21 protein-coding genes and 1 riboswitch are annotated in these 23,956 nt (G+C 64.6%); of the genes, 12 read left to right on the forward strand and 9 right to left on the reverse strand.

Translation table 11 applies throughout. The annotated features are described in order from the left end of the window. Positions 1 to 3 precede the first annotated feature (3 nt). Together ACPFL9_RS10195 and ACPFL9_RS10200 are read right to left on the reverse strand one after the other, a co-directional pair. A complete protein-coding gene (locus ACPFL9_RS10195) occupies positions 4 to 1,110 on the reverse strand; it encodes an NADH:flavin oxidoreductase/NADH oxidase (RefSeq protein WP_426007405.1) in 1,107 nt (368 codons plus the stop codon). Then, entirely contained in the window at positions 1,107 to 2,462 is a 1,356-nt protein-coding gene (locus ACPFL9_RS10200; RefSeq protein WP_426007406.1) for a PLP-dependent cysteine synthase family protein, read from the reverse strand. The genes ACPFL9_RS10195 and ACPFL9_RS10200 overlap by 4 nt, the downstream gene beginning before the upstream one ends. A gap of 309 nt (positions 2,463 to 2,771) precedes the next feature. Further along, positions 2,772 to 2,881: riboswitch (SAM riboswitch) on the forward strand. Positions 2,882 to 2,917: 36 nt separating this feature from the next. Here ACPFL9_RS10200 and ACPFL9_RS10205 point away from each other — a divergent pair. The 8 genes from ACPFL9_RS10205 to ACPFL9_RS10240 all read left to right on the forward strand — a co-directional run bounded on the left by ACPFL9_RS10205 (position 2,918) and on the right by ACPFL9_RS10240 (position 11,910). Next, positions 2,918 to 4,009, forward strand: coding sequence for an LLM class flavin-dependent oxidoreductase (locus ACPFL9_RS10205; RefSeq protein WP_426007407.1), 1,092 nt, complete (start codon positions 2,918 to 2,920; stop codon positions 4,007 to 4,009). A 32-nt stretch (positions 4,010 to 4,041) separates the two neighbouring features. Continuing rightward, complete coding sequence (locus ACPFL9_RS10210; RefSeq protein ID WP_426007408.1) at positions 4,042 to 5,457, forward strand: NtaA/DmoA family FMN-dependent monooxygenase; 1,416 nt, start codon at positions 4,042 to 4,044, stop codon at positions 5,455 to 5,457. After that, positions 5,454 to 7,091 carry an ABC transporter substrate-binding protein gene (locus ACPFL9_RS10215; protein ID WP_426007409.1) on the forward strand — a complete coding sequence of 546 codons (1,638 nt, stop codon included), beginning with the start codon at positions 5,454 to 5,456 and terminating at the stop codon, positions 7,089 to 7,091. The genes ACPFL9_RS10210 and ACPFL9_RS10215 overlap by 4 nt, the downstream gene beginning before the upstream one ends. 7 nt (positions 7,092 to 7,098) lie before the next feature. Further along, entirely contained in the window at positions 7,099 to 8,046 is a 948-nt protein-coding gene (locus ACPFL9_RS10220) for an ABC transporter permease (RefSeq protein WP_426007410.1), read from the forward strand. A gap of 9 nt (positions 8,047 to 8,055) precedes the next feature. Further along, positions 8,056 to 9,030, forward strand: a complete 975-nt coding sequence (locus ACPFL9_RS10225) for an ABC transporter permease (RefSeq protein ID WP_426007412.1) — start codon at positions 8,056 to 8,058, stop codon at positions 9,028 to 9,030. Continuing rightward, positions 9,027 to 10,694: a dipeptide ABC transporter ATP-binding protein gene (locus ACPFL9_RS10230; RefSeq protein ID WP_426007413.1), complete on the forward strand. Its 1,668-nt coding sequence runs from the start codon at positions 9,027 to 9,029 to the stop codon at positions 10,692 to 10,694. The genes ACPFL9_RS10225 and ACPFL9_RS10230 overlap by 4 nt, the downstream gene beginning before the upstream one ends. Positions 10,695 to 10,774: 80 nt before the next feature. Beyond that, a complete protein-coding gene (locus tag ACPFL9_RS10235; RefSeq protein WP_426007414.1) occupies positions 10,775 to 11,404 on the forward strand; it encodes a DUF1345 domain-containing protein in 630 nt (209 codons plus the stop codon). A gap of 242 nt (positions 11,405 to 11,646) precedes the next feature. Further along, a complete protein-coding gene (locus tag ACPFL9_RS10240; RefSeq protein ID WP_426007415.1) occupies positions 11,647 to 11,910 on the forward strand; it encodes a hypothetical protein in 264 nt (87 codons plus the stop codon). Between the two features lie 82 nt (positions 11,911 to 11,992). Here ACPFL9_RS10240 and ACPFL9_RS10245 read toward each other — a convergent pair whose 3' ends face one another. The 4 genes from ACPFL9_RS10245 to mtr form a co-directional block, all read right to left on the reverse strand. Then, positions 11,993 to 12,760, reverse strand: coding sequence for an SCO1664 family protein (locus ACPFL9_RS10245; protein ID WP_426007416.1), 768 nt, complete (start codon positions 12,758 to 12,760; stop codon positions 11,993 to 11,995). Beyond that, positions 12,760 to 13,293: a DUF3090 domain-containing protein gene (locus ACPFL9_RS10250; RefSeq protein WP_426007417.1), complete on the reverse strand. Its 534-nt coding sequence runs from the start codon at positions 13,291 to 13,293 to the stop codon at positions 12,760 to 12,762. The genes ACPFL9_RS10245 and ACPFL9_RS10250 overlap by 1 nt, the downstream gene beginning before the upstream one ends. 24 nt (positions 13,294 to 13,317) lie before the next feature. Further along, positions 13,318 to 14,010, reverse strand: coding sequence for a histidine phosphatase family protein (locus tag ACPFL9_RS10255; protein ID WP_426007418.1), 693 nt, complete (start codon positions 14,008 to 14,010; stop codon positions 13,318 to 13,320). A gap of 100 nt (positions 14,011 to 14,110) precedes the next feature. Then, complete coding sequence (gene mtr, locus ACPFL9_RS10260; RefSeq protein ID WP_426007419.1) at positions 14,111 to 15,562, reverse strand: mycothione reductase; 1,452 nt, start codon at positions 15,560 to 15,562, stop codon at positions 14,111 to 14,113. A gap of 64 nt (positions 15,563 to 15,626) precedes the next feature. Between mtr and ACPFL9_RS10265 the strand changes: the two genes are divergently transcribed. Both ACPFL9_RS10265 and ACPFL9_RS10270 read left to right on the forward strand, forming a co-directional pair. Continuing rightward, entirely contained in the window at positions 15,627 to 15,788 is a 162-nt protein-coding gene (locus ACPFL9_RS10265; protein WP_426007420.1) for a hypothetical protein, read from the forward strand. A 57-nt stretch (positions 15,789 to 15,845) separates the two neighbouring features. Then, a complete protein-coding gene (locus ACPFL9_RS10270) occupies positions 15,846 to 16,880 on the forward strand; it encodes an AAA family ATPase (RefSeq protein WP_426007421.1) in 1,035 nt (344 codons plus the stop codon). Between the two features lie 38 nt (positions 16,881 to 16,918). Here ACPFL9_RS10270 and ACPFL9_RS10275 read toward each other — a convergent pair whose 3' ends face one another. From ACPFL9_RS10275 to ACPFL9_RS10285, 3 genes are all read right to left on the reverse strand, one after another. Next, complete coding sequence (locus ACPFL9_RS10275) at positions 16,919 to 17,551, reverse strand: nucleoside/nucleotide kinase family protein (RefSeq protein WP_426007422.1); 633 nt, start codon at positions 17,549 to 17,551, stop codon at positions 16,919 to 16,921. 97 nt (positions 17,552 to 17,648) lie between these two features. Beyond that, complete coding sequence (locus ACPFL9_RS10280; RefSeq protein WP_426007423.1) at positions 17,649 to 19,343, reverse strand: alpha-amylase family protein; 1,695 nt, start codon at positions 19,341 to 19,343, stop codon at positions 17,649 to 17,651. Then, a complete protein-coding gene (locus tag ACPFL9_RS10285; protein ID WP_426007424.1) occupies positions 19,340 to 20,380 on the reverse strand; it encodes a TIGR03885 family FMN-dependent LLM class oxidoreductase in 1,041 nt (346 codons plus the stop codon). The genes ACPFL9_RS10280 and ACPFL9_RS10285 overlap by 4 nt, the downstream gene beginning before the upstream one ends. A gap of 232 nt (positions 20,381 to 20,612) precedes the next feature. Here ACPFL9_RS10285 and ppsA point away from each other — a divergent pair, with 232 nt between their 5' ends. Together ppsA and ACPFL9_RS10295 are read left to right on the forward strand one after the other, a co-directional pair. After that, on the forward strand, positions 20,613 to 23,015 hold the full coding sequence (gene ppsA, locus ACPFL9_RS10290) for a phosphoenolpyruvate synthase (protein WP_426007426.1): 2,403 nt from the start codon (positions 20,613 to 20,615) through the stop codon (positions 23,013 to 23,015). Continuing rightward, complete coding sequence (locus ACPFL9_RS10295; protein WP_426007427.1) at positions 23,016 to 23,858, forward strand: pyruvate, water dikinase regulatory protein; 843 nt, start codon at positions 23,016 to 23,018, stop codon at positions 23,856 to 23,858. Positions 23,859 to 23,956 lie beyond the last annotated feature (98 nt).

The raw sequence follows: 23,956 nt of genomic DNA on the forward strand, positions 1-23,956 counted from the left end.
CCCCTACTTCCAGATCGCGCGTACGTATTGCTTCTGCCATAGCTCTTCCGCCGGCTGGTGCCCGAGTTCGTGCGCGGCCCGCAGCCCGAACCCCGGGTCTGCCAGCCCCGCCCGCCCGACGAAAACCGCGTCGGCAGTACCCGAGGCCACAATCTCTTCCGCTTCCTGCGGCGACGTGATAAGTCCGACGGCGGCAACCGGCACTTCCGCTTTGGCACCGATGTGCTGGGCGAGGGGCACTTGATATCCGGGACCGAGCGGAATCTCGGCCGGGAGGAGGCCGCCGCTGGAAACATCCACCAAATCCACGCCATGTTCCCGCAACCAACCTGATACCTCAGCGGTGTCGTAGACAGTGAGGCCGTCCTCAAGCCAGTCCGTTGCCGAAAGCCTGACGAAGAGCGAGGGGCCCGTGCTGCCGAGGACATCCCGGACAGCATCCACAACTGCCAGCAACAACCGCGCCCGGTTTCGGAGCGGGCCGCCGTATTGGTCCGTGCGTTCATTGGAGAGCGGCGAGAGGAAGGAGTGCAGCAGGAAACCATGCCCGGCCTGGATTTCGACGACGTCGAACCCGGCACCGCGGGCACGGACGGCGCTGGAGGCGAAGTCGTCCACGATCCTTTGCAATTGCGCTTCAGTGGCCTGCGTTGGTTCGGGCGATCCCGGGAAGGCCAAGGGGGAGGCAGAGAGCGGAGTCCAACCGCCGTCTTCAAGGGGCAGGGCGCCCGGTGCCGCCTCCCAAGGCAAGCGCAGGGACGCTTTCCGGCCTGCGTGGGAAAGCTGGATGCCGATCCTGGCCCCGCGTTCGTGGACGAAATCGACGATGTCCTGCCAGGCCTGCTCCTGGTGGTCGTTCCACAGCCCTGCGTCGCCCAGGGAGATCCGTGCCTCCGGAGAAACGGCCGTGGCTTCGGCGAAGATCAGGCCGAAGCCGCCCGACGCCCGTGCCCCGAGATGGACCAGGTGCCAGCGTCCCGGAACGCCGTCCGCTGCGGAGTACTGGCACATCGGGGAAAGCCACAGCCGGTTGGCGAACGTCCGCCGTCCCAGGGTGATGGGCTGAAAGAGGCTGACGGTGGTTCGCTTGGCTACAGGAGGCGCGTTCATGCGCGTGCCTGCCCGCGGAACGCAGCGGATATCCGGCCATCGACCAGCACTGCAACGACCCCGGAACCTGCCGCTTCCCGGGCGGGCAGACCCGCTGCCAGTGTGCGGTACCCGAGTCCCGCGGTAACGGCCGGGGAAGCATCGTCCACAGCACTCAACGACTCCAGCGTCACCACTGCCGCTACCTCGCGCGGGTGGACGGTTCCGAAGGTGTCGCCGCGGTCCAGAACCAGGAATGCCGGTTCGGCGGGAGCCACCTGGCGGGCATGAAGTACGACGGCGGCCTCCGCCGCTGTCAGGGTACTCGCCAGGAGCTGGACCCCGGCAGGCGCGGTGGCGAGCAGCGAGCGAACGGTTCCTTCCGGCGTCGTGGGTTCCAGGAAGCCGAGCGAGGTGAGCCAGGCGTCGTCGAAATAGGTGGAGAGGTAGTTCCGGCCGGAGTCCGGCACCACCACCACGATCGTGTGGTGTCCGTCCAGGGTTTCGGCGAGTTGCAGTGCTGCAGCCAGGGCTGTGCCGCCGGTGGCGCCGATCAACAAGCCTTCCTCGCGGGCAGCGCGGCGGGCAGTGAAGATGGCGTCCCGGTCGCTGATGCTGAAGTATTTGTCCACCAAGGCGGTGTCGAAGGCCTCGGGCCAGAGGTCTTCAACGGAGTCCGGGTGCAGGGGATGCCCGGCACCTTCGGTGTATTTGAGGGATCCGTTGCCTCCGCCGTAGCGGGAGTGTTCCGGGTCGGCGGCGATGACCTGCACCGCCCCCTCGCTGGCCTGCTTCAAGTACCGTCCCGTGCCGCTGATGGTCCCGCCGGTTCCGACGCTTGCGACGAAGTGGGTCACGGCCCCTTCGGTGTCGGCCCAGATCTCGGGTCCCGTCCCCGCAAAATGGGCGGCGGGGTTGGCGGGATTGTCGTACTGCAGTGCGAGCCATGCGCCCGGGGTAGAGGCTGCGAACGCCGCCGCCCGGTTAGCGAGGTGGGCCGGGTCCGAGCGTGGCACGAAATCAGCCACCAAGTGCACCTCCGAACCGTAGGCACGGAGCAAACTGATCTTCTCGGCGGCGGTGGCGGCGGGTGCGAAGATCACCGAGCGGTAGCCCAGCTGCGCGGCCACAAGGCTCAACCCGATACCTGTGTTGCCGCTGGTACCCTCAACGACCGTGCCGCCGGGCTCCAGGAGTCCGGACTCTTCAGCCGCACGGATCATCGACAGCGCGGCGCGGTCCTTGACGCTGCCGCCGATGTTCTGGAACTCGAGCTTGGCGTAGATGCGTGGACGCACCCCGCCGCCGAGCTTGTTCAGGCGGAGCAGGGGAGTGGCGCCAATGGCATCCAGGACTGATTCGTGGACGGTCATGGGACCAACGGGCGGATGGAGCTCTGGGTGGCGGACATCAGGCTGGGATCGTGGACCTGCACAAGGGTCCCGGGAGGCTTTGGCATAGCACGACACTACGGAGCCTCAAGGCCGGGCCAAAGCTGTTCTGTCACCGCGCTCAACGGGACTCAACCCGGCTCAATCCCACGCAACGGAAAGTCACACAGGACTCCCGGATCGGTGAAAAATGACGAACTTGGCAGCCCTTTGACGCGGTGTTTCCCGGGTTGACTTCCCGCGTCGGGCCGGTTTGTACATTCCTTGGACACGCTCCTAGATTCAATCCCAGGTCAAGAGTCAGCGCGCCAAGGACCGGCTCGCGCTGCGGCAACCCTCAGGCATTGTGTGGCGGGGTGCTCCGGAAACAGACCTGGCCGCAAAAGCGGCAAGCGAATGTCAACCGGCCGCACCGCGGCCTCTGAAAAGAGAGAACCATGCCTTCCAATCCTGATTTCCGTTCGCGTGTAGTTGCTTTGGAGCTCGACGGCGATGGGGCCCACCCGGCTGCGTGGCGCAAGGCCCTCCATGATCCGCAGGCACTGTTGGGGGGCCAGCGGATCCGGGAGACTGTCCAGGCCGCCGATATTGCCGGCTTCCACTTGGCTACCTTCAAGGACAGCCGGGTGGTGGACAAAGGAACCACCGGAATTCCCGTGCGCCTCGATGCCATCCAGCGGGCAGCCTTTGCCGCGCCCGTCACCCGCTCCCTGGGACTGGTCCCGGAAGCAGGGACGCTCTTCACCGAGCCGTTCCACCTTGCCACGCAGCTGGCCAGTCTCGACTACTCCTCGCACGGCCGGGCCGGCTGGCTGGTCAACGCGGACAACTTTGCCGCGGAAGCCCGGTCCGTGGGCCGCACGCCGCTTCCCGGGGACGAAGTGATCAGCGAGGCAGCCGATGTTGTCCAGGCCAACCGCAGGCTCTGGGACTCCTGGGAAGATGACGCTGTCATCCGCGACGTTGCCACGGGCCGCTACCTGGACCGCGGAAAGCTGCACTATGCCGATTTTGAAGGCGAGCGGTTCGCCGTGAAGGGCCCGTCCATCATTCCGCGTCCACTCCAGGGCCAGCTGGTGGTGTTCGCCCCCGCAAGCCTGCTTCCCGCCGTCGAAGCTGACGTGGCCCTGGTCTCCGCCGGCACGGCCGACGACCTGGCCCAGGCAGCACAAGAGGCAGCGGCGGCAGGTGCGCAGCGGACGGTCGTTGAACTGGATGTGATCCTGGACGCCCGGGGGCAAACCGCAGCCAGCCGGCTTGCGGAGCTTGATGCCCACGAAAAGTGGCAGGGCGGAGCGCGCTACGTGGGCGATCCCGATGGGCTCGTGGAACTCCTCACGGCGCTCTTTGCAGCCGCAGACGGCGTGCGCCTCAAGCCCGCAGTGCTGGACATCGACCTGCCGGAGCTTGCCCGCAAGGTGCTGCCTGAACTGCACAAGTCCGGGCTCGTAACGCCGCCAAAGCCAGGCACGACGCTGCGCGAAATTTTCCGCCTTCCACGCCCCGCCAACCGCTACGCCGCAGCCTGAACAAGGCCAAGAACAAGGCAGAGAGCAGAACCATGACCAAGCATCACCGCATCGCAGGCAACGGCCGGATCCAGTTCGGTGTCTTTTTCCAGGGCGTCAACCACACCACGGTGTGGAAGGACCCGGCCAGCGGCTCGCAGACCGACTTCGAATCCTTCCGCCGCGTGGCACAGACAGCCGAACGAGGCCTTTTTACAGCCTTCTTCCTCGGCGAGGGCCTCCGCCTCCGCGAACACCTGGGCAGGATCCACGACCTGGACGTCGCAGGGCGGCCGGACGCGCAGACCGCCCTGGCCGCCCTGGCAGCCATCACCACCAACATCGGATTGGTGGCCACGCAGAACACCACGTACAACGACCCTGCGGACCTTGCCCACCGCCTCGCCAGCCTCGATCTGTTGTCGAGTGGCCGGGTTGCGTGGAACATCGTCACGACGGACAATGCATGGACCGGTGCCAACTTCAGGCGCGGCGGGTTCCTCAAGCACGAGGACCGCTATGTCCGGGCCGAAGCGTTCGTCCAGACGGCCAAGGCCATCTGGGATTCCTGGGCTGACGGCGCAATCGCCGGGTCCCGGAACGAGGCCCGCTGGCTCGCTGAGGGCAGCATCAGTCCGGTACAGCGCAAGGATCAAAGCTTCGACGTCGAGATCACCGGACGCCTACCCCGCTCCAGCCAGCACCACCCCGTGTTGTTCCAGGCAGGCGATTCACCGGACGGCCGCGACTTCGCGGTGAGGAACGCCGACGTCATCTTCTCGGCCCACCCCGAGCTGGAGGACGCGAAGAAGTTCCGCGAGGACATCGTGGCCAGGACCCTCAAAGCCGGCCGCCCTGCCGATGACGTGAAGATCTTCCCCGGCCAGGAATTCATCCTCGGCGCCACAGCCGCCGAAGCCGAGGAGAAGCACCAGTGGGTCCGTTCACAACAGGTTGGCCCGGAAACCGCGATCGCGTACCTTGAGCAGTTCTGGGGCCGGACGCTCACCGGGTATGACCCGGACGGGCCGCTCCCGGACATCGACCCGGTGGTGGACGTCACCAACCCCACGCGCGGCAACGCCTTCCACGGCAAGAGCGCCAAGGAGCTCGCAACCCAGTGGCGTGATGAGGCCAAAGACAAGGGCCAGTCCATCCGGCAATTCGTGGCTGCCCGTTCCCGCCTGAACGGCCGTGGACTGGTGGGCTCCTACGACGACGTCGCGGACAAGCTCGCCGAATACGCCCACGCGGGAGCCGTGGACGGTTTCAACATCACGCCCTGGATTGTCCCGACCGGCCTGGACGAGATCGTCAACGAACTTGTCCCCAGGCTCCAGGACCGCGGCGTCTACCGCACCGAATATGAAGGCTCCACCCTCCGCGAAAACCTCGGGCTCCGTGAGCCCCTCACCCGTCGCGGTTCACTCACCAGCCCCGAACTCACTGAAAGCGAAAACGTCGCATGAGAATCCCCAAACTGTCCGCAGCCCGCGGCACAAAGAAGCCTGCCGCCGTCGTCGGTGTCCTTGGAGCCGTCGCACTCCTTGCCTCCGCCTGCGGTGGAGGGGCCGACGCCGGTACGCAGCAAAGTGCGGCAGCCTCACCCGTGCCGGGTGGGAACCTGAACTTCGCGGTCTCCGTTGACCGTGGCTGCATCGACCCGCAGCAGGTGGGCAACAACGACGCGATCGCGATTGCCCGCCAGACCGTGGCCTCGTTGACCTCGCAGGACCCGAAGACCGGCGAAATCGTTCCTTGGCTTGCAGAGAAATTCGAGAACAACGCGGACGCCACGAGCTTCACGTTCACCCTGCGCACGGGAGCCACCTATGCGGACGGAACTGCGATTGATGCCGCTTCCGTCAAGACCAACTTCGAAGCCATCAAGGCCCTCGGTGCGAAGGCAACACTGGGCTCCACGTATCTGAGCGACGTCAGCGCCATTACCGTGAAGGATCCGAAAACCGTGGTGGTGGACTTCTCCAAGCCCAACGCCCAGTTCCTGCAGGCCACCTCCACCTTCACTCTGGGGCTCCTGTCTCCCGCCTCGGCCCAGTTGTCTGAGGCGGACCGTTGCGCCGGCAAGTTCTCGGGTTCGGGCCCCTTCAACGTCAAGAGTTACACCGTGGACAAGGAAGCGGTCCTGGAGCGTCGGGCCGGCTACAGCTGGCCGTCCTCCACCAACAGCAACAAGGGCGAGTCCTACCTTGACTCGGTGACGTTCAAGATCATTCCGGAGGCGGGCAACCGCACGGGCAGCCTGCAGTCCGGCCAGATCGATGCCACGGCGGCGATCTCTGCCGCGGACATCCAGTTGTTCAACGGGAACGGCTTCTGGAACGAGACCCGTGCCAACCCGGGCGTGGTCTATAACCTGTACTCCAACGAGTCCAACCCCAAGCTGAAGGAAACAGCTGTCCGCCAGGCGATCTCCAAGGCGATCAACCGCGAGGAAATCACCAAGACCCTCTTGACGGAGGCCGACCAGCCGGCAAAGGGCGTGCTCTCGCACACCACCCCGTACTTCAAGGATTTCAGCTCGTTGCTGGCCCACGATCCGGAGGGGGCCAGGAAGCTCCTGGACGACGCCGGATGGAAGCCAGGTGCCGATGGCATCCGCGAGAAGAACGGGGAGAAGCTCTCCTTCAAGGTCACGTACTGGCAGTCACCCAAGGAAGTCCTGGAGCTTGTCCAGCAGCAACTTAAAGCCATCGGCGTGGACCTGCAGTTGAAGTTCACCACGATTGCCGATGTCACGGCGGCCCAGGCGGATAAGACCTATGACTTCTCCTACGGCAACCTGACCCGAAGCGATCCGGACGTTCTGCGCACCGTCTTTGCCTCCAACACGGCCCGCGGCGGCAGCAATCTTCGCGAGAAACTTCCCGTCGACGACACCTTGGGGGAGCAGGCTGCGGCTTTGGACAAGGACGCCCGTCAGAAGCTGGTGGACCAGGCCCAGGAAGCCCTGATCAAGGACGCCCATTCCATCCCGCTGTACGAACTGTCCACCACGATTTCGGCCAGCGAGAAGGTCCACGACCTCAAGTTCGAAGCTTCCAGCCGCCTGGACTTCTACGACGCCTGGCTGAGCAAGTAGGCACCCCATGATCCGCTACATCGGCCGGCGGTTGCTGCAGGGAGCGTTTGTCCTCTGGGCCGCCTACACCGTGTCCTTCCTGATCCTGTACTTGCTGCCCGGCGACGCCGTGAGCATTATGGCCAGCGGCGACGAACAGAACGCCGTGGACCCCGCGCTCGTGGCCAAGCTGCGCAGCGAGTACGGGCTGGACAGGCCCCTCCACGAGCAGTACTTCATTGCGCTGGTCAAGGCCCTCCAACTGGACTTTGGCGTTTCCATCAAGAACGGAGTTCCTGCGACCGCAACCGTGGCCGAGGTCCTGCCGGAAACCATCAAACTGGCCGTTGCCGGGTTCGCCCTGGCCGTAGTCCTGGGGAGCGTGTTGGCGGTGGTTGCGGCGTTCAGCCGCAACCGCTGGATCCGCACGGCGTTCTCCTCGCTGCCCCCGCTGGGGATCGCGGTGCCCACGTTCTGGATCGGTCTGCTGTTGCTTGAGTTCTTCTCCTTCCGGTTGCGTCTGTTCCCGGCCATAGGGAACGACGGCGGCGAGAGCCTTGTGCTGCCGGCGCTGACTTTGGCGATACCCACCGCAGCCGTGATCGCGCAGTTGCTTACCCGCAGCCTCCACCAGACACTCGGGGAGCCGTACATCGAACAGATCCGGGCCAAAGGTGCCAGCGAAGCGCTGATCAACTTTGGACATGCGCTGAGGAACGCGGCCATCCCCACCCTGACCATGCTGGGCATACTCGTGGGAAACCTGCTGGCCGGCGCCGTGGTGAGCGAGACCGTGTTCTCAAGGGCAGGGATCGGCCGGCTGACCGTCACCGCAGTGAACAGCCGGGACATCCCCGTAGTGCAGACACTCGTAGTCCTGGCAGCAGCGATCTTTGTGATCACCAGCCTGATCGTTGACCTCATCTACCCACTCGTGGACCCACGCATCAATACGGCGCGCGGGGCCAAAGCCTAGGAGGCCGGCATGTCGCAGCAACTTGATACCCGCGTGGGAACTGCCGCGGATTCCCACTCCGTCATTGGGCTCCCGCAACAGGCCACCTTCCCGGAGGACACCACGGAAGCAGACCGCCCGGCGCCGGGGCTGTTCCCGGGGGTCCGGAAGGCCCTGGATTGGCGATCCCTGGCACGCCGGGCCGCCGTCCGGCCGGGGCTGGTGCTGTCCGTGCTGGTCCTGGCCACCGTGATCCTGTGGGCATTGATCCCGACAGCGTTCACGCCGTGGCCACCGGACGCGGGTGTTCCCTCGTCCCGGCTCAAACCGCCGTCCGCCGAGCACTGGTTCGGCAAGGACAGTCTGGGCCGGGACCTGTTTTCCCGCGTGGTGCATGGTTCGGCGACGTCCCTCGCTGCAACTGCCGTGGCCGTTGCGGTGGGACTCGTTGCCGGATCCGCGCTGGGGCTGCTCGCCGGCTCGCTGCGGGGCTGGGTGGACGATGCGATCATGCGCGTCATGGACGTCCTCCTGGCCATCCCAAGCCTGCTGCTCTCGCTGGCCCTGATCACGGTCCTGGGCTTTGGCACCATCAACGTTGCCGTCGCCGTGGGTGTTGCCAGCGTGGCTAACTTTGCCCGCATCATGCGCGCCGAGGCCCTCCGCGTCAGCACCGCCGTCTACGTCGAGGCTGCCCGTTCGGCCGGGGTGCGCTGGCACAGCATCCTGATCCGGCACATCCTGCCCAATGCGGCCGGCCCGGTCCTGGCGCTGTCCGCGCTGGAGTTCGGCATGGCTGTGCTGTCCATTTCGTCGCTGAGCTTCCTCGGCTTCGGTGCTCCGCCGCCCGCAGCTGAATGGGGTTCGCTCGTGGCCGGAGGCCGCGATTACCTGGTTGCTGCGTGGTGGCTGGTGACCTTGCCCGGCGTGGTGATTGCCGCCGTCGTGCTGTCCACCAACCGCATTTCGCACGCGTTCCAGGACGCTGAAAGGAACCGGAAATGAGTCCGCTGCTGAAGGTCGAGGGGTTACGTGTCGATTACCTGGTCAACGGCCAACCGAAGACTGCCGTCTCAGGGGTATCGTTCGAGGTCAATGCCGGCGAGGTTGTGGCGATCGTGGGGGAGTCGGGATCGGGCAAAACCACCACCGCGCACTCCATCATCAACCTGCTTCCCGGAAATGCGCGGTTCGCTTCCGGCAGCATTAGCTTCGACGGCGCGGACCTCACCGCGCTGACCCGCAAGGAGTGGCAGGGCGTGCGGGGCAGGGAAATCGGGCTGATTCCGCAGGACCCGACGGCATCGCTCGACCCGCTGCAGAAGGTGGGCGAGCAGGTAGCGGAGGCCCTGACCATTCACCGCCTGCAACCCCGGAAAGAGGCTCGACGCCGGGCGGTTGAGCTATTGCAGGAGAGTGGCATCCGCGATGCCGCCACCCGCGCACGGCAATACCCGCACCAGTTCTCGGGCGGCATGCGGCAGCGCGTGCTGATCGCCACAGCCTTGGCTGCCCAGCCCAAACTCGTGATCGCCGACGAACCCACCAGCGCCTTGGACGTCACGGTGCAGCGCCAGATTCTGGACAACATCGCGGCCCTGACCGCCGAACGGGGCACGGCCGTCCTCCTGATCACGCATGACCTAGGTGTTGCTGCCGACCGGGCGGACCGGATCATCGTCATGAAGCAGGGCGCCATAGTGGAGGAGGGGCCGGCCGCCGAGGTCCTGGGCAATCCACGCCACGAGTACACACGCCAGCTCATTGACGCGGCTCCGGGGCTAAGTCCGCGGCGGCTCCGACCTGCCGCACCCGTGCGCGCTTCGGGGAAAGGCCCGACGGCGGCTGGTCAGGTGTTGCTGCAAGCAAACGTGCTGCGCAAGGTCTTTTCCCTGCCAAGGACTGCCGGTGGCGCGCGTTTACTGACCGCTGTGGATGACGTTTCCCTGGACATCCGCCGTGGCGAGACGCTGGCTTTGGTGGGCGAGTCCGGTTCCGGAAAGAGCACTGTGGCCCGCTTGCTGCTGCGATTGGAGAAGCCGACCTCCGGTTCGGTGGTGTTCGACGGCGTGGACCTCGCCTCGGTCAGGGGTGAGCGCTTGCGCCAGTTGCGGAGGCGCTTCCAGGTGGTGTTCCAGAGCCCTTACGCCTCAGTGGATCCGCGGTTTTCCGTGGAGGACATCATCGCCGAACCGCTCCGGGCGTTCTCTGAAGGTTCGTCTGCTGAGCGGCGTGACCGGGTACGTTCCTTGTTGGAGGAAGTTCATCTGCCCTCCGACTATGGTTCCCGGAAGCCGTCGGAGCTCTCCGGTGGTCAGCGACAGCGCGTGGCCATTGCCCGGGCACTCGCTTTGAAACCGGAGCTCGTGGTGCTCGATGAGGCAGTTTCTGCGCTGGACGTGTCGGTTCAAGCCCAAATCCTGTCCCTGCTGGTGGAACTGCAGGAACACGAGTCGCTGAGCTATCTGTTCATCTCGCACGATCTCGCCGTGGTGCAGCAGATCTCTGACCGCGTGGCAGTAATGAAAGCGGGCAGGCTCGTGGAGATCGGCGACGCCTTGGACGTCCTTGTGAACCCTGTGGAGGAATACACGAGGGCTCTGATCTCGGCCATCCCGGGCCGTCAGCTCCCGGCTGAGACGTCGAAAGGCTTGATCCGGTCCCCTTGAAATGAGCCATGAAGGACCTGCGCGTGTCCGCGTAGAATGGGGGCACTGAACCCCCGGGGCTCTGGAGGGCAATATCTGTCATGTCGCACATTGATCGCAAGGCTCTGGTTTCGGCTGTCATTGGACTGGTCATAGCGATTGTTCCAGCGTTGCTCGGCGCCCCCGAACTCGCGCCCCTGATTGGATGGGCTGTAGCCGGCGGCGTCTTCCTGGTCTGGGCGTGGTCCAAGGCCTGGCCCGCGGGGCCTGAGGCCACGGGTGAACTCGCCCGCCAGGAAGGCCGTTCCCGACGTCTCGTCGATTCCCTCATCACGGCAGCGACGTTCGTCAGCCTGGTGGCGGTCGTCTTCGCGTTGATCCGCAGCCAGCAGAAGGACCTTATAGGCATAGCCGCGGCGGTTCTGGCGGCTCTGGGCGTGATACTCGCGTGGGCGCTCGTCAACACTGTCTATGCGTTCAAGTACGCCAGGATGTACTACCACGACGACCAGCACCGCTTCAGCTTCAACCAGGACGAGGACCCGTCGTACAGCGACTTTGCCTATGCGGCATTTTCCATCGGCATGTCATATAACGCGAGCAATGTCAGCGAGTCATCCACTCCCTCGCGCAGGATTGCTTTGGGGCACGCTTTGCTCTCATATTTCTTCGGCACCTTTGTGGTCGCGGTGGCGATCAACCTGATGGTCAGCCTTGGCCAGTCGGGTTGACCACGGCCAATCTGCGTGAGTACGGGATACCCCTGACCCTGGTGATTCGTGAATCTCCCCACTTTATTTTGAGTAGATCAAAATAACGATCTAGACTTGTGTACAGGCCAGAGCAGCCCTCGCGAATACCGCGCCGGTGAACATTCCCGGGCGGGCAGGGCTACGGCACACACCCCAAAGCCCTCCTGCTTGTGCGGCGCCGGAACCAGAACCGCCCTGTTCCTGAACCCAAGGAGACCCCCATGACCGTATTGGCTGAACGCCCCGTAACAACCCATTCCGCTACCGAAACCGCGGCCGTTACCCCTGCACTGCGCAAGGGCAGCTACGTAACTCTCCCCGCCGGAACGTCGCAGGTCCGCTCTGAAGGTTCCTATGTCACAGTCCCCGGCAACCGGAACATCCCGCCTGTCATCCCAGCCAGCTATGTCAAGGTAGCCGGCGCTCCCGCTGTAACCGCCGGACCCGTCGGCGGCAACTACGTAACGCTTTCGACGGCAGCTTAAACCCCCGGAATGTTCTGGTGGAACGCCGGAACCGCCGACGACGACACGCACTGTGTCGTCGTCCGCCTTTAAAGGCAAAGCACTAGAACAACGGCCACGGTACCGCCGGCATCTGCCCGTGCGGAGCCGGAAACCGCCCGGACGAGCGCAATACCGCACAGCGGGCCGTGAGCGCAGCGATTTCGCCGGCGCTGAGCAAACCCTCCAGATCCTGGCCCAGCCCACCGCGCAGCCCTTCGCTGACACGTTCAACGCCTTCGTGTTCATCGGCGGTCAGGGCGTCACCCAGCCACCCCCACAGGACCGTGCGAAGCTTGTGATCGCTGTGAAAGGTGAGCCCATGATCCACCCCGTGCCGGTGCCCATCAGACATGGCGAGAACATGATTGCCCTTGCGGTCGGCGTTGTTGACGATCACGTCGAAGACCGCCATGCGCCGGAGGGCCGGTGTGTCTTCGTGAACCAGGGCGACCATTCGACCGGTCTCGTCCTGGCCTTCGAGGACTTGTTTCCAGCCCGTCGCGGGGACATGCTCCCTGTCCACCAGGTCCACGGCGCTGTGGCCGGGATCCTGGTCCTTCCAGAGCTGCACCATTCCCCGGCCCAAAGGACCATCGCGCAGCCATGTGTGCGGCACGATGTCCCAACCGAAAACCTCCGAGACCAGGTAAGCGGCGACTTCCCGGCCCGCCAGGGTGCCCTGGGGAAAATCCCACAGCGGGCTTTCGCCTGCTATCGGCTTGTAGACGACAGGCAGGTCGCCGATGCTGCCCAGGAAAGTAGCGTTCGAGGCTGTCGTGATGCGACCGGTGAGCGACAGCTCGTCGTTAACCAGGTCCGGTGCCGGCATCAGGCCTCTGGAACGGCGCAGGTGTGCCCGTCGGCGTCCATGGGGTAACCGCAAAGCGGACACGTTGGACGCCCTGCGGCTACGATCTCGCGCGTACGCTTGGCAAATGCCCGGGCTGTACCGACAGGCATCCGCACCAGCAGCATTTCTGTCTCTTCAGCGGCTTCGTCAACATCGTCGGCGTCATGAAGGGGATAGGCCTCAACCACAATCTGGGCAGTGGTTGGGTCCCAGCCAAGGCTCATTGTGCCGGCGCGGAACTGCTCCTGGGGAGCCTCGAGCGGGTCATCGTCGACGAGTTCCACGGGAGTGCCCGTAGGAACACTGAAGGGGTTGTCCTCAAGGGTTATGAGCTGGTCGAGCAGTTCGTCGATCTTCTCACCGAGCTGTGCCGACTGCTGCTTCTCGAGGCCAACACTCACGATCTGCTTCCCTGCGCGGACCTGCAGGTAGAACGTTCGCTCTCCTGGACGGCCGATGGTGCCAATGACCACCCGGTCAGGCCAGGCAAACTCATGAACACGCGTAGGCATGTGAGTATTCTAGGCACATGCGGTTTACGGCGTCTTCCGGCCTGCGCCGCCGCCAACGGGAGCATCGCCGGATTGCAGGCCGTTCGCCAGCCACGACAGGTCGCCGGCCTCGGTGTTGGTCGCATATACGCTCGGCCGCTGAGCGCCGTAATGGACGATCGATACGGACGCGGGGCCAACATTAATTCGCTGGAACAGGTCAAGGTGCATCCCGAGGGCGTCGGCGAGGATCGACTTGATGACGTCACCGTGGCTCACGGCCACCCACACCGCCCCCGGTCCGAATTCCGCTTCGAAGGCTGCATCATGCCGGCGGACCGCTGCCACTGCCCGGGCCTGCATACCGGCCATGGATTCACCGCCGGGAAAAACGACGGCGGACGGGTGCGACTGTACAAGGGGCCACAATTCCTGGGCCGCGAGGTCGCTGAGCGGGCGACCCTGCCATTGGCCGTAGTCGCACTCGGTGAGGTCGGGGTCGACGGGTGCATAGGGTGAGCCAGGCTGCCGGTCAAGGATGAACCGGGCGGTTTGCAGGCAACGCTCCAGTGGGCTCGATACCACCCCCGCGACAGGCACAGCCGAGAGCCGTTCTCCGGTGCGGGCCGCTTGTTCACGACCGGTATCGTCCAGGCTGACGCCAAGGGCCCGCCCGGCCAGCAGTCCGGTGGCATTGGCTGTGGTGCGGCCGTGCCGTACGAGAATAACTGTCGCCATGCACCCAGCCTATCCACCCGCTGGAGGGCGCGCTTGACCCGATAGCGCGCTCAAGCTGGACGAACGGGCAGTGATCGGCCGGCGCGGTGCACGATGTCTTTCACGAAGCGGCCTGTACGGAACCCATGGCGGCGTGGTCCGGCTCGTTGAATTCGAGACCCAACAGTGCGTTTTCGGTGACTTCGGGCAGGGCGGGGTGGATCCAGTATTGCTTGGCGGCGAAGTGGCGCAGATCGAGGTCGAAGGCCAGGGCGGTAATCATCTGTTGGATCAGGGTTGATGCCTGGGGGCCCATGTAGTGGGCGCCGAGAAGTTTGCCGCTGTCCCGGTCGGCGATGAGCTTGCAGATTCCGGTGGTGTCCTCCAGGGCCCATCCGTAGGCGACGTCCCCGTACTCCTGGACTTTGATGGTCACATTGTGTCCTTGCTCCCGGGCCTGGGCTTCGGTCATTCCGACAGTTGCAATCTGGGGGTGCGTGAAGGTGGCGGCAGGAACATGGTCGTGTGGCATGCTCTTGAGGTACTCCGGGTTCAACAGGTTGTGGCGGACGGCGCGCATCTCGGCGTTGGCGACGTGTTTGAGCATGTAAGGCGAGGAGACATCGCCGAGTGCCCAGACGCCGGCGGCGGAAATCGAACGGCCGTACTGATCGACCTTGATCCGCCCGGAGTCCGTCATCTCGATTCCCCCGGAAGGCAGGTCCAGCAGGTCCCCGTTCGGGACACGCCCGGTGGCTACCAGAAGTACTTCCCCGCTCGCGGAGGAGCCGTCGTCCAACCGGACAGTTATGCCGGTGTCTGTAGCGTCGGCGCCAACAACGGTGCGACCGAACCGGACAGTGAAGCGTTCGGCGGCCAGTTCGTTGAAGCGGTCGTGCAGGTCCTGGTCCAGGTTCCGCAGGAGCGTTGAGCGGGCGATGATCGTGACCGTTGTGCCGAGGGCGTCGAAAACGTGGGCGAACTCCATGGCGATATAGCCTCCGCCGATGATCACCATGGACCGTGGCAGCTGCGGCAGGCGCATGATGTCCTCATTGGTGTGGTAGCGCACGCCGGATGCGCTGATGGCCGCCGGGATATAGGGCCGCGAGCCGGCGGCAATGACGATCTGGTCGGCGGAGATGGTTGTCCGGTGGGAACCCTGCCCGGTGCTGAGGGTACGTTCTCCAACGAAGACCGCGTGCCGGTCGTAGACGTCGATGTTAGGAGTCCGTGACCCGCGGCGATATTCTTCCCCGGAAGCAGCGATCGGGTCGATGCGGTTCCCAAAGATGCGGTCCACCAGTGCGGGCCAGTCCACGGACTTGACCTCTGCCTGAATTCCCAGCCGCCCGGATCGAAGGGTCTGGAGTGCGGTGTCGGCAGTGTGTACGTACATTTTCGACGGGATGCAGCCGGCATTGAGGCACGTGCCGCCGAAGGGGCCTTTTTCAATGATCGCTATCGACCGGTCTTCGAACTCGGGCCCGGGAAGGGAGTTCCCGGATCCGGCACCGATGATGATCAGGTCGTAGTGCCGGTCCGCGGCGGCGCTGCTGGCGGCATTGTGCATGAGTGGTCCCTCCTCCAGGGTTTCCTCAACACTAGTGAACCCCTGCGGCGTTTAGGCTTGGTCCATGTCGACTGACGAAGAAAAAGACCCTCCGGTTCCCGCGGACGTTGAGGGCAAGATCCCGAAGAAAGTTCACGATGCGCCAGAGGCGGCCGCGTCGCCGGGGGACGATCCCGACGAAACAGATGTAACCCGCCAACCCGGGCCAGGCCGCACGCAGCCTTGACCATGGGTGTCTGGCGGTTTCCGGTCATTGGCGGGATGCGGGTACTACAGTTGGTATATGGCTGCCGGCCGCAATCCGCTTGATGAGCTGCGTGAAACCATCGGCCATCTGGCTAACCAGTTGAAGCTGCCAGGTTCGGAACGCGTTGACGACCTGGTCGGTGAACTCGTTGGTGCCCGGCCCCAGCCGGCCAGGCCGTTGTCCGAGGTCCAGGCCGAGCTTGATGCCTTGGTGGGCCTGGAGACCGTGAAGGAACAGGTGCGGGCGCTCGTCGCTTTGCTCCAGGTCCAGGCCCGTCGCAAGGCACATGGCCTCCCGGAAGTAGCCACATCCCAACATCTGGTGTTCCTCGGAAACCCGGGAACAGGCAAGACCACCGTTGCGCGGCTCCTGGCCGAGATGTACCGCGCAGTCGGTTTGCTGCAAAAAGGCCACTTGGTGGAGGTCGACCGTTCAGGCCTGGTGGGGCAGTACGTCGGAGCGACCGCCATCAAAACAGACAGGGTCATCCGGCGTGCGCTGGACGGGGTGCTGTTTATCGACGAGGCCTATGCACTGGCCCCGGAGGACGGAAGGATGGACTTCGGTCCCGAGGCGATCGAAGTCCTGCTCAAACGGATGGAGGACCACCGGCACCGGCTTGTCGTGATCGTGGCGGGGTACCCGCGCCTGATGGAAGCCTTCCTGCTTTCCAACCCTGGACTGCGCTCGCGTTTCTCCCGCGAGATCACTTTCCCCGATTACTCGGTGGATGAACTCCAAACGATCTTCCACCGGATGCTTGCCCAGCATGAGTACACGCTGGATGCCGATGCTGACCATATGCTGCGCCGCATCCTTGCAGGGCTCCACGCAGGCGAAGACTCCGGCAACGCACGGTTCGCCCGGACGCTGTTCGAACAGGCGCTCAACCGCCAGGCTTTGCGGTTGTCGCGGGATGAAGATCAAAGCCTCGATTCCCTTGAGCGTGAGCCCCTCACCACCCTCACGGCCACTGACCTCGTCGAGGCCGCACTTGCCCTGGGTGAGGAGCCGGAGCCGGACATGACCCCGGAACCGGAACGCCCACGCTGGTGGCGCTGGCTGGCGTGACGTGTCGTGTCACGGGATGGGGCAGTGCCCCGGTCTGTTCATGACCATTTGATGACCACGTCCGCCAAGGCCTTGGTGCCTTCGACGTAGTGGGCGTTGGCTTCGTCGGGACCGTGTGCCCAGGCTTCGGCTGCGGCCTGTTCCATCCCCGAGGCCATGTGGCGCTGGATGAGGCGGGGGATGCGGAGGGCCGGGGGAGTTTCAACAAACCAGACTTCGTCCAGCAAGCCCCGGATCCTGCTCCACCGGCCTTCCCGGGCGAGGAGGTAGTTGCCTTCCGTGAGGACATGGGTCACGCTCCGAAACACCGGGATGGAGGCTGCTACCGGCTCTTCGAGGCCCCGCCGGTACGCAGGTGCGTACACGACGTCTTCGTCGTTGCGGCGGAGCCGATCCAGCAGCGACAGGTATCCTCCGGCATCAAAGGTGTCAATGGCCCCTTTCCTCTCCCGGAGCGGTGTGCCGTCAATGATGGCATTCGCCAAGTGGAAACCATCCATGGGCACCACCGCACTCGTGTCACCGAGCTCCTTTCTCAGAAGCCCGGCAAGGGTGGACTTTCCTGCGCCGGGAGGGCCCACCAGTCCAATGATCCGGCGATGTCCGGAGGCGGTTCCTTCGCGCAGCCGCTGTGCCAGCGCCGCGGCGTCGCCTGGAAGTTCGGGTTGCACTGTTTCCTTTCCTGCCCGGCGGGCCGGCTGTTGCCGGGAACCTGAGCCCTCCGGTCATCGCATCATCGCCAAGCTCGTCCTCAGACCAGCGGCAGTCCTACGGTGCCAGTCTGTCGCCCCTGCGGTGGACCCGGAACCAGCGATAGCCGTATCTTCCCACGTCAACCGAGAAGCTGCCGTCCGGATGCAAAGGCGCGTTGCCGCCGTCGAGCAGGTCAAGCAGCACAGCTCCCCGGTAGGCCTGCCGCGGACCGTCCTCCGGCCCAATCCGTCCACGTACCTTCACCGGAGCCTCACCGAAGTTGTGCAGCAGGACCAGCATTCCGCCGTCGGCGGTCAGCGAGTGGGCGAGCACGGAAGGTTCGTCTTGTTCGATCACTGCGAACTGGCCCCAACCCAGTTCGGGTGACTCCCGGTAACGTGCAATCAGCGTGGCCATGAATGTGAATAGAGAATCAGGGTCACGTTTGCCGGCGGCCGCATTGACACGGTCCGGTCCGTACTCGCCGCGCACCGGCGGAGCCACCAGCTCCGAGCTTTTGGCAGTGGAGAATCCGCCGTTCTTTTCGCTGTTCCATTGCATCGGCGTGCGAACCGCGGCGCGGCTTCTTTGCCGCAGGTCTTCTCCCATGCCGATCTCTTCGCCGTAGAAAAGCACGGGCGTCCCGGGCAATGAGAACATCAGCGAATACACCATCCGCAGCCGATCCTGGTCACCGCCGAGCATTGGCGGAAGCCGGCGGCGCAGTCCCCGGCCGTAGATCTGCATGTTTTTCCGAGGCCCGAATGCCTGGAAGACTTCCTGCCGCTCACCCTCACTGAGTTTGTCGAGGGTGAGTTCGTCATGATTGCGGACGAACATCGCCCACTGGTTGTCCGGATGGATGGCCGGCCGGCTCTTGAGGTTCTCCGCCAGCGGACGGGCATCCTGCCGGGCCAATGACAGGTAGAGGTGCTGCATGGACATGAAGTCGAACTGCATGTTCAGCTCGTTGCCCTCCGGTCCGCCGAAGTATTCAAGTTGTTCCTTGTAGGGCAGGTTCACTTCTCCCAACAGCACGGCGCTGCCGTTGCGCCTGCTGACGAAGCTTCGGAGTGCCGACAGGTAACCATGTGGATCGATGGTCGCTGCTTCGTCCTTGGGCTGTCCCCGTGTCTCCAGGAAGAAGGGCACGGCATCGAGCCGGAAACCGTCCAGGCCCAGTTCCAGCCACAGCCCCATCGCCTTCGCGATCTGCTCCCGGACCCGCGGATTGGTGACGTTAAGGTCCGGCTGGTGCTTGGCAAACATGTGGAGGTACCACTCACCGGTGCCCTCATCCTGCGTCCACAGCGAGTTCTCTTCCCCTGGGAACACGACCTCCGAGGACGTGTCCGGGGGAGTGTCCTGCCGCCACACATAGAAGTCGCGGTAGGGGTTGTCAACCGACTTCCGTGCCTCGACGAACCAGGGGTGTTGGTCCGAGGTGTGGTTCACTACAAAGTCCGCAATGACCCGCATGCCCCGGTCCTTGGCCGCGCGGATGAACTCCACGAGGTCCCCGAGCGTGCCCAGCCGGGGGTCGACGCCGAAAAAATCGGTGACGTCGTAGCCGTCGTCGCGGTCCGGGGACGGGTAGAACGGCATCAGCCAGATGCAGGTCACACCGAGCGCGGCGAGGTAGTCCACCCGCTGCGCCAGACCGGCGAAGTCTCCGGTGCCGTCGCCGTCGTGGTCATGGAAGGTCTCCACGTCCAGGCAGTAGATGACGGCGTTCTTCCACCACAGATCGGACGTTTGGGCAGTCTTCATGGCTCAATGCCCGACGCCGGTTGGGCAGCTGCCGTGGCCTGCTGCGGTTCAGAGGCGGTTGCGCCGGTATCGCTTCCGCGGCCGCGCAGCTGCGGCAGGACATCGGAGCCGAACGCCTCGATGAAGGGCGCCTGCTCCTGGCCTACGAAATGCAGGTACAGTTCGTCGAAGCCCAACTCCACGTATCGGGCCAGCCACTCCGCGTGTTGCCCTGGGCTCGCGGAGACGTTGACCGCGCTGCGGACCTGCTCTTCACCCACGTGCTCTGCCGTGCCGTCGAAGTGCGCCGCTGTGGGGAGGTCCCACGGAATGGGCGGCGCGAACGTGTTGGTTCGCCACTGGTCGAGGGCGAGTGCGGCTGCTTCCGTCTCTTTTGGAGCCCAGGACAGGTGCACCTGCAGCACCGCTTTCCCCTGGCCGCCGCTGTCCCGGTACGCCGCCAGCATCTCCCGCAGCTTGGAAGCGGGCTGGTTCACGGTGATCAGGCCGTCCGCCCATGCGGCGGCCCTACGGGCCGTGTCCACGCTGATGGCGGGTGCGATCAACGGCGGCGGGGAGTCGGGAACATCCCAGATCCTTGCCTGCTCCACGGACACCAGCCCCCGGTGGGTGACTTCCTCTCCGCGGTGGAGCCGGCGGATGACCTCCACGCACTCTTCCAGCCTGGCTTGCCGGATGTCCTTGGGTGGCCATGGGTCACCCGTAATGTGTTCGTTCATATTTTCACCGCTGCCGGGTGCGAACCAGAAGCGGCCGGGGAACATGCTGGCCAGAGTTGCGGAAGCGTGCGCGATGATGGCGGGGTGGTACCTCTGCCCGGGCGCGGTTACCACCCCGAACCGCAGGCCCGTGGAAGCCAGTGCCGCCCCCAGCCACGACCAGGCAAAACCGGAGTGTCCTTGGCGTGAGGACCACGGCTCGATATGGTCCGAGCACATGGCGGCGTCGAAACCGGCACGTTCGGCGTGCTGGACGTCCTTGAGCAATTGGCCGGGACTGATCTGTTCATGCGATGCGTGAAAGCCGACGGTTACCATCGTTAATCTCTATCGTCACCCACCGCGCTGTGTCGAGGGTTTGCCGGTTGCGCGATTGTTCCCGGGTGCTTTTACGGGGCGCAGGGGCATTCAACAAGTCATGGCGCAACATGACGGCTGCGTTAAGTTGCGCTGGTCACATCTGTTTGCTTCTTTCCGGCCGATACGACCAGTCTTGCATCACCCTATTTTTCAGCGCTTGTCAGCGCGTGCCCAACGAAGGACACCATTTATGACTGACGTTCTCTGGTTTTCTGATCTTGGCCTGTCCGACCTTGACCAGGTTGGCGGCAAGAATGCTTCCCTCGGCGAAATGGTCCGCAGCCTCGCCTCGGCGGGCGTGAAGGTTCCGGACGGTTTTGCGACGACGGCCGATGCGTATCGGCGGTTCCTGAGCGAGTCCGGTCTGGACGGCCGGATCGAATCCATGCTGGAAGGCCTGGACAGCGGCGACGTGGCCGCTTTGGCCCGGGTTGGCCAGCAGATCCGTGACGCGATCCGTGAAACTCCGTTCCCGGCCGGCTTCGAAGAAGAAATCCGCGCCGCGTACACCCGCTTGACGCAGGAACATGGCGGGGAGGTTTCGTGGGCCGTGCGTTCCAGCGCCACGGCCGAGGATCTGCCGGACGCTTCGTTCGCCGGGCAGCAGGAGACGTTCCTGAATATCCGTGGAATCGAGAACATCCTGGTGGCGATCAAGGATGTTTTTGCTTCGCTTTACAACGACCGTGCCATTGCCTACCGCGTGCACCACGGCTTCACGCATTCCGAGGTGGCCCTGTCCGCTGGCGTGCAGCGGATGGTGCGTTCGGACATCGGCGCCTCAGGCGTGATGTTTACGATGGACACTGAAACCGGGTTCCAGGACGCTGTGTTCATTACCTCTTCCTATGGACTGGGCGAGGCCGTGGTCCAGGGGGCAGTCAACCCGGATGAGTTCTATGTCCACAAGCCCGGCCTGGCCGCCGGGCGTCCCGCCATCTTGAAGAGGGGCCTTGGCGAGAAGGCTATCCAGATGGTTTACACCGACTCCCAGGAAGTGGGCCGGACCGTGGATTTCGTCCCGGTGGCCCCCGAACTGCGGCAGCGTTTCAGCTTGTCCGATGCCGAAGTGGAGCAGTTGGCCCGGCATGCGCTGGCCATTGAGGCGCACTATGGCCGTCCCATGGACATTGAATGGGGCAAGGACGGCGTGGACGGGGAGCTGTACATCCTGCAGGCCCGCCCCGAAACGGTCGAGTCCCGGAAGGCTGCCGGTTCAGTTTCGCGCTACAAGCTCGCCGAGCGGTCCACGGTGCTGGTTGAGGGCCGTGCCATCGGCCAGCGGATCGGCGCCGGCCAGGTGAGGGTGTTGTCCTCGATTGACCAGATGGCGTCCTTCCAGGAGGGCGATGTCCTGGTGGCGAACATGACGGACCCGGACTGGGAACCGATCATGAAGAAGGCCGCTGCGATCGTCACTGACCGTGGCGGACGGACCTGCCACGCCGCGATCATTGCCCGGGAACTGGGGATCCCTGCGGTCGTTGGCACTGGCTACGCGTCTCAGATCCTCAAGGACGGCACCCCGGTGACGGTCTCCTGCGCGGAGGGTGAAGCCGGACTCGTGTACGAGGGACTGCTGGAGTACACGCTGCAGGAGACCAGCCTCGAGACCATGCCGGAAGCGCCGGTAAAGATCATGATGAACGTCGGCACTCCGGAGCAGGCTTTCAGCTTCGCCCGCCTCCCGCACCATGGTGTGGGCCTGGCGCGGCTTGAGTTCATCATCAACCGCCAGATCGGTATCCACCCGAATGCGCTGCTGGCCGTCAACGGTGAAGTGGAGCGTCCGGCCGGCCTGGACGACTTCACGGTGCGCCAGATCAGGGAGAAGACCGCCGCCTACGACGGTCCCCGCGATTACTACATCCGCCGGCTGGCTGAGGGCATCTCAACGATCGCTGCCGCGTTCGCGCCGGAGCCGGTCATCATCCGGTTGTCCGACTTCAAGTCCAACGAGTACGCCAACCTGATCGGCGGCCCGGCGTTCGAACCTGAAGAAGAGAACCCGATGATCGGCTACCGGGGTGCGTCCAGGTACCTGTCCGGGTCCTTCCGGAAGGCCTTCGAACTCGAATGTGAAGCCCTGAAGTACGTGCGCAACGAGATGGGCCTGACCAATATCAAGCTCATGGTTCCGTTTGTGCGGACCCTGGACGAGGCACGCGGTGTCATTGACTTGCTGACGGAGAATGGGCTGCGTCGCGGCGACAACGGGTTGGAAATCGTGATGATGTGCGAGCTCCCGGCCAATGCGTTGCTCGCTGACGAGTTCCTGGAGTACTTTGACGGTTTCTCGATCGGTTCCAACGACCTGACGCAGCTGACCCTGGGACTGGACCGCGACTCCGCACTGGTTGCAGACGGTTTCGACGAGCGGAACCCCGCTGTGACCAAGCTGCTCGAGATGGCCATCTCCGCATGCCGGGCCAAGGGCCGGTACGTCGGGATCTGCGGCCAGGGACCCAGCGACCACCCGGACTTTGCCGAATGGCTCCTGGCACAGGGAATCAGCTCTATATCGCTGAATCCCGATGCCGTGACCGAAACCTGGCTGCGGTTGGCCCGGTCCGGCAGCCGCGCGGCTGTCTAAATGGCAGACCGGCATGCCGTGGGGGCGGGCGCCCAGCCGGCCCCCACGGTGTTCTTCCTTTCCGACAGCACGGGCATCACCGCTGAGACCCTCGGCAACACCCTGCTGACGCAGTTCCCGTCCCACCGGCTGGAGCGCCGGAGTATTCCGTTCATCACCACGGTCGACCAGGCACGCGATGTTGTGGCTGCCATCAACCGGGTGGCTGCCACGGGGCCCCGGCCGCTGGTCTTCTCCACCACCGTCAGCCCGGACGTGCGTGCCGTTCTTGCCCAGAGCTCCGGGCACTTCTTCGACCTGTTCGGTGCCCACATCGGCCAGCTGGAGCAGGCGCTCGGCTCCCCGGCCAACGGCCTGCCGGGCCAAGCGCACGGTGTGGGGGACCAGGTGCGGTACCAGTCGCGCATGGCAGCGGTCGAATACGCGATCGAACACGATGACGGCCAGTCCCTCCGGGCGCTGGAACGCGCCGAGTTGATCCTGATCGCACCCTCACGCTGCGGCAAGACCCCGACCACCATGTACCTGGCCCTCCAGCACGGCATCCTGGCTGCGAACTTTCCCTTGGTCGAGGAAGATTTCGAGAGCATGACGCTTCCCAAGCCGTTGCTGCCGTTCGCGAAAAAGTGCTTCGGCCTCACCTCCCAGCCGGTACGGCTGAGCCAGATCCGCCAGGAGCGCCGTCCCGGAAGCGCCTACGCCTCCATGGCCCAGTGCACCTTCGAGCTTCGCAATGCCGAGGACATGTACCGGGCCAACAACATCCCGTACGTGAACTCCGCCTCCATGTCCGTGGAGGAAATTTCCGCCACAGTCCTGCAACGCATGCAACTGCACCACTGACGGGCCCGCACAACGGAAGGGTACGACGGCGGGTGGCCGCCCGCCGTCGTACCCTTCCGTCAGCTTGGGGCTGGATAAGACCTCCGGTTTCGGCCGGC

Origin of the sequence: Paenarthrobacter sp. NyZ202 (assembly GCF_049860755.1) — a bacterium.
In the GTDB taxonomy this organism is placed as follows: Bacteria; Actinomycetota; Actinomycetes; order Actinomycetales; family Micrococcaceae; genus Arthrobacter.